13 protein-coding genes and 2 tRNA genes are annotated in these 14,807 nt (G+C 48.6%); 1 reads left to right on the forward strand and 14 read right to left on the reverse strand.

The genetic code is table 11. From position 1 onward, the window contains the following. Nucleotides 1-6: 6 nt before the first annotated feature. The 4 genes from trpS to sppA all read right to left on the reverse strand — a co-directional run bounded on the left by trpS (nucleotide 7) and on the right by sppA (nucleotide 4,891). Complete coding sequence (gene trpS / locus VZT47_RS02860) at nucleotides 7-1,068, reverse strand: tryptophan--tRNA ligase (protein ID WP_330223475.1); 1,062 nt, start codon at nucleotides 1,066-1,068, stop codon at nucleotides 7-9. Nucleotides 1,069-1,278: 210 nt separating this feature from the next. Further along, a complete protein-coding gene (gene glmS / locus VZT47_RS02865; protein WP_330223476.1) occupies nucleotides 1,279-3,105 on the reverse strand; it encodes a glutamine--fructose-6-phosphate transaminase (isomerizing) in 1,827 nt (608 codons plus the stop codon). A gap of 240 nt (nucleotides 3,106-3,345) precedes the next feature. Beyond that, nucleotides 3,346-3,936 carry a YIP1 family protein gene (locus tag VZT47_RS02870; protein WP_330223477.1) on the reverse strand — a complete coding sequence of 197 codons (591 nt, stop codon included), beginning with the start codon at nucleotides 3,934-3,936 and terminating at the stop codon, nucleotides 3,346-3,348. Between the two features lie 10 nt (nucleotides 3,937-3,946). After that, nucleotides 3,947-4,891 carry a signal peptide peptidase SppA gene (sppA, locus tag VZT47_RS02875; RefSeq protein WP_330223478.1) on the reverse strand — a complete coding sequence of 315 codons (945 nt, stop codon included), beginning with the start codon at nucleotides 4,889-4,891 and terminating at the stop codon, nucleotides 3,947-3,949. Nucleotides 4,892-5,018: 127 nt separating this feature from the next. On the opposite strand from sppA, the gene VZT47_RS10710 reads away from it, so the two are divergent. Beyond that, entirely contained in the window at nucleotides 5,019-5,201 is a 183-nt protein-coding gene (locus tag VZT47_RS10710) for an AzlC family ABC transporter permease (protein WP_442877413.1), read from the forward strand. On the opposite strand, the gene VZT47_RS02880 is transcribed toward VZT47_RS10710, so the two are convergent. From VZT47_RS02880 to mutS, 10 genes are all read right to left on the reverse strand, one after another. Next, a complete protein-coding gene (locus VZT47_RS02880) occupies nucleotides 5,134-5,487 on the reverse strand; it encodes a hypothetical protein (protein WP_330223479.1) in 354 nt (117 codons plus the stop codon). The two genes, VZT47_RS10710 and VZT47_RS02880, sit on opposite strands and share 68 nt — an antisense overlap. Nucleotides 5,488-5,554: 67 nt before the next feature. Then, nucleotides 5,555-6,757 carry an MFS transporter gene (locus VZT47_RS02885; RefSeq protein ID WP_330223480.1) on the reverse strand — a complete coding sequence of 401 codons (1,203 nt, stop codon included), beginning with the start codon at nucleotides 6,755-6,757 and terminating at the stop codon, nucleotides 5,555-5,557. Nucleotides 6,758-6,803: 46 nt separating this feature from the next. After that, nucleotides 6,804-6,879 (reverse strand) — tRNA-Glu (locus tag VZT47_RS02890). Between the two features lie 110 nt (nucleotides 6,880-6,989). Next, nucleotides 6,990-7,066: transfer RNA gene (locus tag VZT47_RS02895), tRNA-Val, on the reverse strand. 78 nt (nucleotides 7,067-7,144) lie between these two features. Beyond that, complete coding sequence (locus VZT47_RS02900) at nucleotides 7,145-8,389, reverse strand: methionine gamma-lyase family protein (protein ID WP_330223481.1); 1,245 nt, start codon at nucleotides 8,387-8,389, stop codon at nucleotides 7,145-7,147. 9 nt (nucleotides 8,390-8,398) lie between these two features. After that, nucleotides 8,399-8,599, reverse strand: a complete 201-nt coding sequence (gene hfq, locus VZT47_RS02905) for an RNA chaperone Hfq (protein WP_330223482.1) — start codon at nucleotides 8,597-8,599, stop codon at nucleotides 8,399-8,401. After that, nucleotides 8,589-9,515, reverse strand: a complete 927-nt coding sequence (gene miaA, locus VZT47_RS02910) for a tRNA (adenosine(37)-N6)-dimethylallyltransferase MiaA (protein ID WP_330223483.1) — start codon at nucleotides 9,513-9,515, stop codon at nucleotides 8,589-8,591. The genes hfq and miaA overlap by 11 nt, the downstream gene beginning before the upstream one ends. Beyond that, nucleotides 9,512-10,291 (reverse strand): class I SAM-dependent methyltransferase, encoded by a 780-nt coding sequence (locus VZT47_RS02915; protein ID WP_330223484.1) that lies wholly within the window; start codon nucleotides 10,289-10,291, stop codon nucleotides 9,512-9,514. Before VZT47_RS02915 ends, miaA begins: the two co-directional genes overlap by 4 nt. Further along, on the reverse strand, nucleotides 10,288-12,210 hold the full coding sequence (gene mutL / locus VZT47_RS02920) for a DNA mismatch repair endonuclease MutL (RefSeq protein WP_330223485.1): 1,923 nt from the start codon (nucleotides 12,208-12,210) through the stop codon (nucleotides 10,288-10,290). The genes VZT47_RS02915 and mutL overlap by 4 nt, the downstream gene beginning before the upstream one ends. Beyond that, nucleotides 12,210-14,768 carry a DNA mismatch repair protein MutS gene (gene mutS, locus VZT47_RS02925; protein ID WP_330223486.1) on the reverse strand — a complete coding sequence of 853 codons (2,559 nt, stop codon included), beginning with the start codon at nucleotides 14,766-14,768 and terminating at the stop codon, nucleotides 12,210-12,212. The genes mutL and mutS overlap by 1 nt, the downstream gene beginning before the upstream one ends. Nucleotides 14,769-14,807 lie beyond the last annotated feature (39 nt).

Below are 14,807 nucleotides of genomic sequence, written 5' to 3' on the forward strand. Positions count from 1 at the left end.
TTTAAGTTATTTCAGAAGATTGCCATCTTCGAAATAATTGATTCTCATGGCTTTCTTTACACTGTGCAGCGTTTCATTGGCTTTGGCATTGGCTTTGGCGGTACCGTCCTTAAGGATATCCATGACATCATCCAGATGCTGATCCCATTCATGGCGGCGGGCACGGATGGGTTCCAGCTCAGCCTGCATGACCTTATTCAGGAACCGTTTGACTTTGACGTCTCCCAGACCGCCTTTGGTATAGTGAGCTTTCAGTTCGTCCAGATTTGCATATTCCGGCAGGAATTCAGGGAAATATTCGGGCCTGCAGAAGGCATCGAGATAGGTAAATACTGTATTCCCTTCCAGATGACCGGGATCGTCTCTTCTTAAATGGGTCGGGTCCGTATACATGGACATGATCTTCTTTTCCACATCTTCCGGTGTATCGCAAAGATAAATGCCATTTCCCAGGGACTTGCTCATCTTGGCCTTGCCGTCGATTCCCGGCAGGCGGAGTCCCGCTTTATTGGTGGTCAGGTAAATGGATGGTTCCACCAGGGTTTCACCATAGATATCGTTGAATTTACGGACAATTTCCCTTGTCTGTTCCAGCATCGGTTCCTGGTCTTCCCCTACCGGAACAGTAGTGGCCATGAATGCAGTAATATCGGCAGCCTGGCTGACCGGGTAGCACATGAAACCTGCCGGAATGCTGGCTTCAAAATGTTTCTGCTGGATTTCTGCCTTGACCGTAGGATTTCTTTCCAGCCTTGCCACGGTAACCAGGTTCAGATAATAAACGGTCAGTTCCGCAATAGCCGGAATGGCAGACTGGATGAAAATGCAGGCCCTGGATGGGTCAATGCCTACGGAAAGATAGTCAAGGGCTACCTGGAGTACATTCTTTCTGACCTTTTCCGGATTGTCCGCATTGTCTGTCAATGCCTGGGCATCGGCGATTTCTATATAGATTTCATCAAAAGTATTGGAATTCTGGAGTTCCACTCTTTCACGAAGGGAACCTACATAATGCCCCAGATGAAGGTGGCCGGTCGGGCGGTCACCGGTTAAAATGATTTTTTTCATAAACACAACTCCTGATTCTGTAAAGTCAGTACATCCACCGGACGTGCCGTAATGAATGGATATCCCGGAACTTTGTGCCGGGCACGAAATATCTGCTTTCTATATTCTATTCTCTAAAATACGTTTTGGCAATGTTTCAGGCCAATAATCAGTAAAAGCAGGACTCCTGCAATGCATCAGTCCTGCTTTATCATTAAACATGAGGAAATATTATTCCACGGTTACGGATTTTGCCAGGTTTCTTGGCTTATCCACATCGTTGCCTCTCTTGATGCTGGTATAGTATGCCAGGAGCTGCATGGGGATGACGGAAAGAATGGGCGCAATGAAGGGGTCTACTCTTGGAATGCGGACGGTCTCGGTCGTGTATTTCCCGATTTCCTCATCATCGTCATAACCGATGCCGAGGACTTCTGCTCCTCTTGCCTTGACTTCCTGGATATTGCTGTACATCTTGGAACTTACATTGTCCTGAGTTGCTACGGCGATGACAGGCGTTTCCTGCGTAATCAGGGCCAGGGTCCCATGCTTCAGTTCACCGGCTGCATAGGATTCTGCGTGAATATAGGAAACTTCTTTCAGTTTCAGCGCCCCTTCCATGGCAATGGCATAATCGATGGACCGGCCGAGATAGAAAATATCATGGGCTTTGATGAGGCGGTCTGCCACATCAGACATATGGTCTTTTTCGCCAAGTACCTTTTCAATCTGCTTCGGCAGATCTTTAAGGCCCTCCGTAATCTTCTGAATGAGGTCAGCAGAAATACTGTTTTTCAGCTGGCTCATATAGAGGGCAAGAAGGAGGAGCGCCACGAGCTGGGTCGTATATGCCTTGGTAGAAGCCACGGCAATTTCCGGGCCTGCCAGTGTATATACCACATGATCAGCTTCCCTGGCAATGGAAGAACCAATGGAATTGGTTACGGCCAGACTTCTCGCTCCGTGACGTTTGGCTTCCTTCAGCGCTTCCAGGGTATCAATGGTCTCGCCGGACTGGCTGACCACGATGCAGAGAGTATGCTCTGAGGTCAGTGGCTTGCTGTATCGATATTCGGAAGCGATTTCCACGGATACCGGAATTTTCACAAATCTTTCGATATAATGTTTTGCCACCAGTCCCGCATGGTATGCAGTGCCGCAGGCGGTAATGAGGATATTGGTAATTCCTTCAAAGCATTCCTTTGTCCAGCCCAGGTCATCAAAATTGACAGAGCCATCCTTGTTCAGATGAATAGCGACCGTGTCATGGACTGCTTTAGGCTGCTCAAAAATTTCTTTTAGCATGAAATGGGGATAGCCGCCTTTTTCAGCCGCTGCCGCAGACCAGGTGACTTTCTGGATTTCCTTATGAATCGGATTTCCATCCCGATCAAGCAGCTGGACGCTGCCCTTCGTTACGATGGCCAGTTCTTCGTCCTGAAGAATGTAGATGTCTCTTGTATGGTTGATGACGGCCGGGATGTCGGAGGCAATGAAATTTTCCCCTTTTCCAAGGCCGATAATAAGAGGGTTATTCTTCTTTGTGCAGATAATGGTATCCGGATGAGCGGCATCCAGGATGACAAGGCTGTAAGAGCCTTCGATGATGGTCAGCATTTTTTGAACGGTGGAAAGGAAATCCCCGTCATCCACTTCTTCCAGCACATGGGCCACGATTTCCGTATCCGTTTCCGATTTAAATACATGCCCTTTCGCCATAAGGTCCTTTTTCAGGGTCATGTAATTTTCAATGATACCGTTATGGACAATGACGAAATGATTATGGCAGTCTCCATGGGGATGGGCATTCACATCGGAGGGTTTCCCATGGGTTGCCCAGCGGGTATGACCGATGCCGATATGACCGGAAAGGGGATGATCTTTCAGAACATTTTCCAAGTTCACCAGACGGCCCTGTTTCTTTTCAATCTTTATTTCTCCGTGATCATATACAGCGATACCTGCAGAATCATAGCCTCTGTATTCCAGACGACGAAGTCCGTCAATCAGGAAGTCAGAAGCATTCCCATTACCTACGTAGCCAACAATACCGCACATATGGTATTCCTCCTTATCAATTTGTCTATATTCTGAGTTTATATTCGATAAAAGTATCAGATTAATGGCTTTGCTGTCAAATCAGCTCATACTTATGGTTCATTATACCATAAGTATAAAAAATTTTAAATTACCATCCTTTTACCACAAAATGACCCAATCACCATGAACCATTTCTTTATTTCCATCAAAACAGAAAAAAGCGCCGGATATCCATCTGACGCCTTTGTCTATTTTATTTTACATCTGTCCTATCATGGATTCAATACCCTGAAGGTCATCGATTCCGGAAATGCCTGCCAATGCAGAGGCTACTCCCAATGCAGCCAGAAGAATCAGGAAAATAACAGTCAGCACATAGGGGGCAAGGGCAATCAGAAAAGCCTTTCCCTTGTGGAAATTGTAATTTTCACTGATTGCTGCCACATCCAGATAGAAAGACCAGAGAAAAAGAACAAATCCCCCGATACCGCTCAGCGCCGTTACCCCTATCGCCTCAATAAAAGTAAAAACAACAGACAGGGATAAGGGAAGCGATGCAGCCATGAAACCGGCCGTAATTCCCCGGGCAGTGCCCATTCCGCCAAAGAGGCCGGAAATATAATCGGTCACTGCACTGTGAATCAGAAGCGCTGCTCCCATAAAAACCAAAAGGCCGAGAAACTGGAGGAGAAGCCCGGGCCCCTGCTGAAAAATGGAAAGGGAAATAACAAATACCACGAACAACCAGAGCAGGAAGGCCTCTTTCAATTTTTCTTCATTCACAATGACAGAGAGGGCCTTCGAGGGCGCTGTCACCATATCATAAGCCAGATCCAGTAACTGATTCATAACGCCCTCCTTACTTCACCATCAGGGAATCGGACTGAAGCAGCACTTTTGAAAAGGACTCTGCCAGCTTTGCCGCAAAAATATCAGCAAATCCCTTTGCCTCGCCGGAAAGGATCCCTCTAAGGGACATACCGCCGCTGTAAGATTTGACAGGTATATTTTCCCCCTCAATACCACCGCTGGAGGCCGCATAGCTCAAGGCATCATAATAGTTGCCCATGGCATCAACCAGGCCCAGATCCTGTGCCTGCTTCCCGGTCATAATCCTGCCGTCGGCTATCGTTCTTACTTTTGCCTCATCCATTTTACGGCCATCTGCCACAGTCTGGACAAACTGATTATAAATATCATCCACCATGGACTGGACCATGGATCTTTCCTCTTCCGTCATGGGTCGATACATGGAAAGGATATCTTTATGGGCGCCGCTCTTTATCTTTTCATTTTTAACCCCCAGCTTGTCCATGAGGCCTTCGATATTGCTGTAATCCATATATACCCCGATACTTCCCGTAATGGTGGCCGGGGTGGCAAAAATATAATTTCCCTTGCTGGCAAGCCAGTAACCGGCAGAGGCGCACATATCCCCCATGGAAATCACAATGGGTTTCCCGCTGCTCCTGATTTTATCCATTTCCTCAGAAATCTCCTGGGTGGCTCCGGTAGAACCGCCGGGGCTGTTGATCCGTACAAGGATGGCTTTTGCCTGAGGATCCTGACGGGCCATTTTGAATTCTTTCATCAGCTGTTCGCTGGTCACATTTCCGCCGTTTGAAAAAAGGGCTTCTGTATCAGGTCCTCCATAAATAGGCCCATCGATACGAATCACTGCCACATACCCTTTTCCTTTTTCATTCACCTTGCCGGGCCTCCATAAATCGGATGTACCCGCTGCTATGGCAATTGCCAGAAGTATGACAAAAGCGGCAATCACCCAGTTTCTATGCTGCTTCATATATAAAATACCTCCTGTTTCGATTTAATAAAATTATAACACAACGATCGATCAGATAAACGGATTTATGCGGGCACCTGGAAAATGATATTTCCATTTTGCCCCCTGGCAGGCTTTCCTGATATCGGTGACCATCCAGGCCCGCCACCTCTTTTACGGCCTTGCCATGCTGGATCCATATGGCGGGACAGGCTGGAAAAAGCCATTCCTCATTTACTGGATGTGCGATGAAACATTTGCACTCAATTATTCCGCCTCCATCCCTTATGATGTGGATAAAAGCCGGTATATGTTCCGGGTCCCTGCTTGACTATCTTTACCGGGTCTCCGGCGCCTGCCTCGGAGGACTGATGGGGTCTCTCATTCATTTCAAAACGGAGGGGCTGTGATTTGACATGACCGCCCTGTTCCTTGTCATATTTCTTGAACAACTGCTGAAGGAAAAGAAACATGATACCGCCGTCATCGGATTTCTTACGTTCGCCTGCTGCCTGTATTTCCCTGGACCTCATTCTTTTATTATCCCCTCCATGATCATCATGCTTGCCATTTTCCGTAAGCCTATCGAAAAGGCAGGTTCTCCTCTCCCTGTTCATGGGTACTGCCTGCTATATGTTTCCGGTCCAATATATTCAATTAAAAAAGAGCTGAACCGATTTCCGGTTACAGCTCTTTTACTTTGATATAAATAAATGCCGCCGCTGCCAGCTGAAGTATGGCTGAAGAAATAAAAACCAGTCCAAGGCTTCCCGTCCGGGAAGCAATGAGGCCCCCAAGAAGCGGTCCCAGGCAATTCCCGATATTCATGGCCTCTGCATTGATGCCATAAGCGCTTCCTGCTTCTTCCGGATCCACTACTTTTGAAACTCCGCCGGTAATAGAGGTGACGCCGCCAATAGTAAAGAAGCCAAACCCCAACTGGGTCATCCCAAAAAGCAAAACCGATGGCGCCAGGAATTGCAGAAGGGAAAACAGTCCGGCTCCCGCAAAGGAGAGGACCATCACCTTTTTAAATCCCCATTTTTCTCCCCGTTTTCCCCAGAAAGGTCCGCCCAGTACGCCGGCTATGCCGGACGCACCGCAGATCAGGCCTGAAAGGAGGGCTGCATGGTCTGAAGATCCCGTAAGCTCTATGATATGAAGGGAAATGAGAGGATTAATAATGAGCATGGCGCACTGGTTGATAATGATCAGACCAATCAGCGTAAGAAATTTATTGTTTCCCGACAAACGGTGGAAGGACGTAATAATCCCTCCCTTATGCTTTTTATTTGTCTTTACTGCCGGCTCCTTCACCAAGAACAGGACCAGAAGAAATGCTCCTATGTCACCAATTCCCGCGATGAGGAATGGAAGGCGGAGCCCGGCAAGGGAACCCAGAATTCCCCCCAGGAATGGTCCCAGCATAGTGCCGGCCGCCCGTCCGCCTACCAGCGTCCCGATGGCAGAACCGGCATGAATATCCGAAATTTCAGCGAGCAGTGCCTGGCTCACCGGATTGAAGCCGAAAGAGAATCCCTGAAAGAGGCGGGCTCCCAGAAGATGCAGAGGACTTTGGTCGAAGAAAGAAAGGAAATAGGAAATAGAAAGGCAGAGTGCTGAGCGGAGAATCATTTTCTTCATGCCCACCCTGTCTGCCAGGGCACCCCAGACCGGCATGATCAGGGCTCCCACGATGAACATGCCTGACACGACGACAGAGTTCCAGAGAGCCACATTCTCCCGATCTGCCCCAAGTTCCAGAAGAAACAGCGGCAAAAAGGGGAAAACAAGAGTCGCCCCGCCGCCGATAAAGGCTGCTCCAATGGCCGACGCCCATATGGTCTGATGAATTTCCCTTTCCGTCAGTTTTCCATCACTTGTCATAAGACCTCCAAAAAGCAAAAGGAGCACATTCAGTGCTCCTTTTGCATGGTGACCGGTATGGGATTCGAACCCATACTCTCTGCGCTGAGAACGCAGCGTCTTAACCGTTTGACTAACCGGCCATGTAATAAACATTATATAGGAAAAGTCTTTTAAATTCAAGTATCAAATTAAACCATAAAGAACGGACCCGGATGATTTCAGGCATAAGAAAACCCGCCATCAGGCGGGTTGGTGGGACTATCTGGGTTCGAACCGGAGACCTCTTCGATGTGAGCGAAGCGCTCTGACCAACTGAGCTATAGCCCCATAACGGAAACTATTATAGCACAACTGATCAGAATTGTTAAGTATCCTTATTTCGTTTGTTTAAGGTCCGGCTTACCATTAAAGTTTTCCCTGGGCTTCCAGTACCTTTTCCGCAGCTCCCATGATGGCGAGCTGAGCATGTTCAAAGGTAAGTCCTCCCTGGAAATACATGACATAGGGCGGGCGGACAGGACCGTCGGCAGACATTTCAATCGTGGAGCCTTGTACAAAAGTGCCGGCTGCCATAATGATAGGATCCACATATCCCGGCATGGGTCCCGGTACCGGAGTGGCATCGGAATCCACGGGGGACCAGTTCTGGATGGCTTCGGCAAAGCGGCACATATTTTCTTCAGAATCGAGAGTTACCGTGGTAATGAGATCTGTGCGGAGATGACCGGGCTCGGGAGAAGTTTTAAAGCCGATAAGGCTGAAAACGGCGGAGCAGAATTCGGCGCTCATCATGGCCTGCCGGGTCATGTGGGGAGCAAGGAAAAGTCCCTGGAAGAAAGGACGGTAAGAAGCTGCATAAGAGCCCATTTCTGCCCCAAGGCCCGGAGCCGTCCATACATAGGAGCAAAGATCGACAAGGTCTTTTCTGCCGCAGATATAAGCTCCTGTCGGGGCAAGTCCGCCGCCGGCATTTTTAATGAGGGAACCCGCTGTAATATCGGCACCCAGTTCGATGGGTTCTTCTTTATTCGTAAATTCGCCGTAGCAGTTATCCACGAAGCAGATGGTATCCGGATTTTTTGCTTTCACGGTTTCGATAATTTTCCTGATATCGGCAGGAAACAGAGAATCACGAAGCATGTAGCCCCGGGAACGCTGGATTTCTACCAGCTTTGTATGTTCGTCTACAGCTGCTGCAATACCTTCCAGATCATAGGTATTTCCCTTGAGAGGAACTTCTTTATAATGAACTCCTTTGGATTTCAGGTTTCCCGGCGCATTTCCGGTAATACCGATAACGCTTTCCATGGTATCATAAGGTGCCCCTACGGCAGAAACCATAGTATCTCCCGGCTGGAGAAGCGCCAGAAGTACAGTGGCTAAAGCATGAGTGCCGGATACGAAATGGGGCCGTACGAGGGCAGCTTCCGCATGGAATACGTCACACCAGATATCCTCCAGCATTTCACGTCCCGGATCGCCATAGCCATAGCCATTGGAAGCGGCAAAGTGGTAGGCGGAAAGATGATGTTTGCGGAAAGCCTGAAGGACTTTCTCCGTATTGAAGAGGGAAATCTCTTCCATTTCATGAAAAACAGGCGCACAAAGAGCGAGCGCCTCTTTCTGTACCTGTTCGAGTTTCTTATTCATTTAAATTAATCAGATCCTTTGAATGGTAGAAATAGCATGTTTATAAATGAGCTGGGAGCGGTTTTCGCTGACCAGAAGAACCGTAAAGCTGTCGAAGGATTTTACCTTGCCTTTAAGCTGGACGCCGTTCATCAGAAAAATCGCAACCGGAACATTTTCCTTTCGCGCTTCATTTAAAAACGTGTCCTGCAGATTCATTTTACCTTCCATCTTTTTCTTCTCCTCTGAAATATGAAATGACATAGGCTTTAATTTCCCTGTACCATATGTCTTTCGCCGATGGGCCCTGTTCCACCCAGTGAATATATGGCATTCGTCTATACCAGGTCAGCTGCCTCTTGGCAAAGTGCCGGGTATTTTTCCGGATCAGCGCTTCCCCTTCCTCTAAGGTACGCTCCCCTTTCACTACGGGAATCATTTCCTTGTATCCGATTCCTTTCAGTGACTGGGCTGATTCAGAAATTCCGGAAGCCAGAATGGATTCGACTTCCTTCAAGAGTCCTGCTTCTATCATGAGATGGACTCGTTTATTTATTTTATCATATAAAACGCTCCTGTCCATAGCAATTCCTAAAACAGGTCCGTCATATATGAGGGAATTTGATTTATTTGCTTCTTTTTTCCCCTCTCCCGCTTCTAAAAGTTCCAGTTTACGCATCATGCGCTGGGGATCGGGAGGAATATCGGTTTCTCCAAAGTCACGGAGTGCAGCGATCAGAGCTTCTTTTCCTTTTTCTTCAAGCAGCGCTTCCCACCGGCTTCGGCCTTTTACTTTGGGAAGGAAAGAATATCCTTCCAGAAGCCCCTGAATGTATAGACCGGTCCCCCCGCAGACGATGGGAATGCGGCCGGCTTCATTTTCATCATGGATGATCTTCGCTGCCTTTTCCTGAAAGTCTGCCGCTGAATAAGGTTCATCCGGTTCCAGTTCATCCACCAGGAAATGAGGAATGCCTTTTGCTTCTTCCTTCGTTACCTTGGCCGTACCGATGTCCAGATGCTTATAAATCTGGAAGGCATCTCCGGAAATAATGGATGACCCAAGTTCTCCCGCAAGGTAGACGGCAAGCTCCGTTTTGCCTGATGCAGTAGGTCCCAGTATGGTTATCAGTTTATCTTTCTTCATACGTCGATGACTCCATAGGCGGTTGTCTGCCCTTTTCGGGCATGGATGGAACTGAAAACGCCGGAAGAAAAAAGGATGGAAAAAGGTCTTTCTTTTACTATAATTCTTTTTCCGGCAATATGCAAAGCCATCCTGATGATTTCTTCATCCAGCCGGTCATAGCAGGCAGCATTCCGGAAACCTTCCATATGATTTTCTTTCCTTTTGACCGGTGCCCGAAACATGGTATCGAAATATATCACATCAAAACTTTTCGGTTCCGCATGCCGGAGAAAATCCTTGAAATCTTCATGAAGGAGAGTGATTCGATGAAGGGCAGAAACAAGTTCTTCCTCCCTGGAATCTGCAAAATCGGAAATGGCAGCTCTCCCTATTTCATAAAGAGGTGTACTTTTCTCAAGAGAGGTCACATTTCCTCTTTCTCCCAGGAACCAGCTCATGGTCATGGAATCTCCCCCCTGGCCAAATGTGGCGTCAAGGACAGATACATGGCCTTCCGGAAGAAGGCTGCAGAGGCGGTCCTGATTTCCCCTTTTCATCTGCTCTATCCGAAGGACCGAAGTGCCCAGATGAAAGCGGTATTCCTCTCCGCCGGACCAGTAATAAGGCAGTTTTTTCCCATAAACCAGAAACCCTTCCATCCCATACTTTTGAGCCATATCAGAAAGCATATTTTCTCTCTGAAAGTAAGGAAGATGGAGTGTTTCTGCCCGTTCCAGCGCCTCTGCTTTGATAGCCGGCCTGCATTTGCGGATTGTCGTAATTCCCGTATTCATGGGCGCTTGAAAAGCCTTCCCAGTTCATCAGGCGTAAACTTCACAATGGTCGGTCGGCCATGGGGGCAGACAAAGGGGCGTGTCGTATGGAAGAGGTCCACAATCAGTTCCTTCATCTGACGGATATTGAGGGGATCCCCCCTTTTGATAGCTCCCCGGCAGGCGGCATAGGCCATCATGCGATGGCGAAGGGTTTCCGGAGAGGGCATATCGGCTTCATGAAAGGCTTTGCGGAGTTCGCTCACCACCCTTTCCATTTCCGATTCCGAAAGGTCTTCAGGAGCCCCTGTGATGCGAATGACATCCGGCCCCGCCTGTTCGAAAGTTATACCCAGTCTCTCAATATCCATCCTGTGTTCATCAAGAAGCGGGATATCTTCACTATCCACATGGATCAGATAAGGCACCAGGATTTCCTGTACCGGGATTCCTTCAGCCCGGGAAGCCAGACGGTCATAACGGACCCGTTCATGAGCCGCATGCTGATCGATAATCAGCAAATCTTTGCCATGCTGGCAGAGAATAAAACAGTCAGAAACCTGTCCCAGTGGTATCACCGGCGCTGATTCTTCTTTGATTTCAAAGAGAGGTACTGTTTCCGGGGCAGTCGGCACCATTTTCGCCTCTTCCGGAGTTTTTGAAGGGAAGAAAGACTGATTGGAAAAAATTTCTTTCCTGCTGAGTTCAGGCGTAAAGGAAGTTTCCGATGAATGAGACTTTTCTCCCATAGGGAAAGGAGGCCGATTGGGAGGAGGATTATATCCGGTCCGGGGCTCTCCCCAGGAAGCGGCCGGTTTATTGAAAAGGCCGATGTCCGGTTTACCGACGGGATGATCTTCCACACGGATATCTCCCGGCTTGAAATTTCCCCCATGAACGATTTCATGGCCCGGATCCCGAATCATTTCTCTTGCAATGCTGTCGGCCGCAGTCTGGGAAGTCAGAGTCCCAAGCACCGCATGATAAACAAGCCGGAAAAGTCCCTGTTCATCGGAAAACTTGATTTCCCTTTTCTGCGGGTGTACATTGACGTCAATACTTTCCGGGGGCACCTGGAATGAAAGGACCATCAAAGGATAGCCATTCTTCGGCAGGAGGGAATGATACGCATTGTCCACCGCTTTGGAAACTACTGCGCTTTCCACGACTCTGCGGTTAATAATGATTGTCTGATACTGGCGGCTGCTCTTTAAGAGCGAAGGTTTGGAAATCATCCCTTCCAGGGAAACATTTTCTCCTTCTTCACTGACCGGGAGCATTTCACCGGCCGTTTTCGTGCCATACAGGGCAGAAACCGCATCCATAAGGCGTCCGTTTCCTGCCGTTTCAATCACCGTACGGCCATTATTGATAAGGCGGAAAGCGATATCCGGATTGGCAAGAGCCAGTTTCCCCACCATCGTATTGATCCGGGAAGATTCCGTCCTTTCCGATTTCAGGAATTTTTTTCTCGCGGGCACGTTATAGAAAAGTTCCCGCACTTCTACGGTCGTCCCCGCCGGAGCGCCGCAGGATTTTATTTCCCTGACTTCTCCACCTTCCATTTCAAGAACAGTACCCTCTATATCCTCGGGTCTTCGGGTCGTAATGGAAGAACGGGAAACAGACATGATACTCGGCAGTGCTTCTCCGCGGAAGCCAAGAGACGCGATATGATAAATGTTATCCACGCTGGAAATTTTGCTTGTCGCATGGCGGATGACTGAGAGTTTTGCATCCTCTTCGCTCATGCCGCAGCCATCATCAGTGACACGGATATAGGTCATGCCGCCGTCCGCAATTTCCACTTCGATTTCATGAGCTCCGGCATCTACTGCATTTTCTACCAGCTCTTTTACCGCATTCACCGGACGTTCAACGACTTCACCGGCCGCAATCTGGTTTGCCGTCACTTCATCAAGAACATGAATCAGTGCCATTACCGGCCCTCCTTTGCCGCCTTGCTGAGGCGGAATAATATTTCCATGGCCTCAATGGGAGTCTTGCTCATGACATCCAAATCAGCCAGTTCATCAATAATGGGAGATGTAAATAAATCAAGTGCTGCCGGGCCTTCCTGCTTTTTGACCGGAGAAGGAGAAATTTTCCCGTCTTCTTCCTCCAGCCCATGGAGGATATCATCGGCCCTCTTCAGGAGCGATTCCGGAAGGCCTGCGAGCCTTGCCACGTGAATCCCGTAACTCCTGTCCGCACAGCCCGGAACGATCCGGCGAAGGAAGGTGATATCCTTTCCCCGTTCTTTGACAGTAACCGTGTAATTCCTGATATGACTGCTCTCTTCCGCCATATCCGAAAGTTCATGATAATGGGTGGCAAAGAGAGTATATCCATGAATTTTCTTATCAATATATTCTACCACAGCCCTTGCGATGCTCATGCCGTCATAGGTACTGGTTCCCCGCCCGATTTCGTCAAGCAGGATGAGGCTGTTTTTCGTAGCATTTCTAAGGATGTAGGAAACTTCCTGCATTTCCACCATGAATGTACTCTGACCGGTAGAAATATCATCACTGGCCCCGACCCTTGTAAATATACGGTCCACCGGAGCCAGAACGGCACTCCTTGCGGGGATGAAAGATCCGGTCTGGGCCATAATGGTCAGAACGGCCACCTGGCGCATATAAGTGGATTTGCCGGCCATATTGGGTCCGGTAATGACGAGGATTTCCTGATCCCGGTGGTTCAGTTCCGTGTCATTGGGCACGAACATTTCATGTTTCAGTGCATGTTCCACCATGGGATGGCGGCCGTCCTTAATGGAAATATGGCCTTCTTTGGGACTCGTAATCTGTGGTCTCGTATACCGGTCTTTGAGAGCAGCCCTGGAAAGGCTTGCCAGGCAGTCCAGCTGGGCGAGAGCCCTGGCGGTTTTTTGCATATCCGGAATTTCCGGGCGGATTTCCGCCTTCACGGCCTGATAAATTTTAAGTTCCAGCTCTTCCGTCTTTTCTTTGGCCGTCAGTGCCTTTGCCTCAAAATCTTTCAGTTCCGGCGTAATATAGCGCTCCGCATTGACCAGGGTCTGTTTTCTCATGTAATAGGGGGGAATCGGAATCTTGTTGGCATTGGAAATTTCAAAATAATATCCAAATACGCTGTTGAAACCGATTTTGAGCTTGATCCCGGTCTTTTCTTTTTCTCTTTCCTCCAGTTCCGCAATGAATTTCTGGCTGTTTTCCGAAAGAGCGCGAACTTCATCAAGTTCTGCCGAGTACCCTTCCCTGATATACTTGCCATCCTTTATATTTCCTGTCCCGTTTTCGTTCATGGACCGGTCAAGCAGGTCATACACAGGACCGTGGATTCCAAGCTGGGTATTCAGCTTCTTAAGGATCACCGAACCAGCGCCGGAGAGCAGGTTCTTGATCTGGGGAATCATTTTGAGACTTGCTTTTAAAGCAAGCAGATCTTTCGGAGAAGTGGAATTGGCCTCGATACGGCCCAGGATTCGTTCAAAGTCAAACACCTGGGACAGCATATCTTCCAGATTGGTCAGTTCCGTCACATGGCCGGTCAGCTCTTCGATACCATCCTGGCGAAGGGTAATGCGGTTCACGTCAGTGAGCGGTCTTTCCAGCCAGCGGCGGAGAAGCCTAGCTCCCATGGCGGTATGGGTATAATCCAGAAGTTCCAAGAGTGTCCCTTTTCGGCCGCCGTCCCTCATATTTCTTGTAATTTCCAGATTCCTTAAAGATTCCTCTGACAAAATTAGGGTATGATCTTCCCGAATGGGTGAAATGGAGTGGAATTCAACCACATCCGTCTTCATCACATCCTTGAGATATCCACCCAGACGGCGGAAAACAAGCTTTATATTTTCATTTTCAATTTCATCGCAGGCAGGCGGCAGGGGCCCTTCTTCCTCACCGGCTGCCCTGGAAATGAGGCATGCTCCAAGCCGGGCAGCGCAGAAGCTGGTCAGTTTGCCATATAAATCATCAGAAACGGCACAGACGGCTTCGGCAGGAGAATAGACGGAAAGCATATCGAAAAAATCATCCTGCTCTTTCCTGCGGTCCCAGACACCCCACCAGCATTCACCGGTGGAAATATCGGCCAGCACGGCATCGATTTCCTTTTCTGCTTCCATCATATAAATGAGGTAATTATTTGATTTGTCAGCAATGGAATTCTCAAAAAGGATCGTCCCCGGTGTGATGACACGAATGACGTCCCGCTTGACAAGGCCCTTTGCCTTTTTCGGATCTTCCAGCTGTTCACAGATGGCCACCTTATAGCCTTTCTGAATGAGACGGTAAATGTAAATCTCCGCCGCCCTGAAAGGCACGCCGCACATGGGCACCCTTCCTTCGGGGCCGGCATTTTTCCCCGTCAGGGTCAGTTCCAGTTCATGGGAAGCTGTCACCGCATCATCATAAAAAAGTTCATAAAAATCGCCGAGACGATAAAAGAGGAGACAATCGCTGTATTCGTCTTTTACCTTTTTATATTGTTCCATTAAAGGCGTTTTTGCCATGGTATCACCCCTGCTGTACTCCCATCGGCCTTCTGAATC

It is taken from the genome of Dialister sp. (assembly GCF_036343215.1).
GTDB lineage: Bacteria > Bacillota > Negativicutes > Veillonellales > Dialisteraceae > Dialister.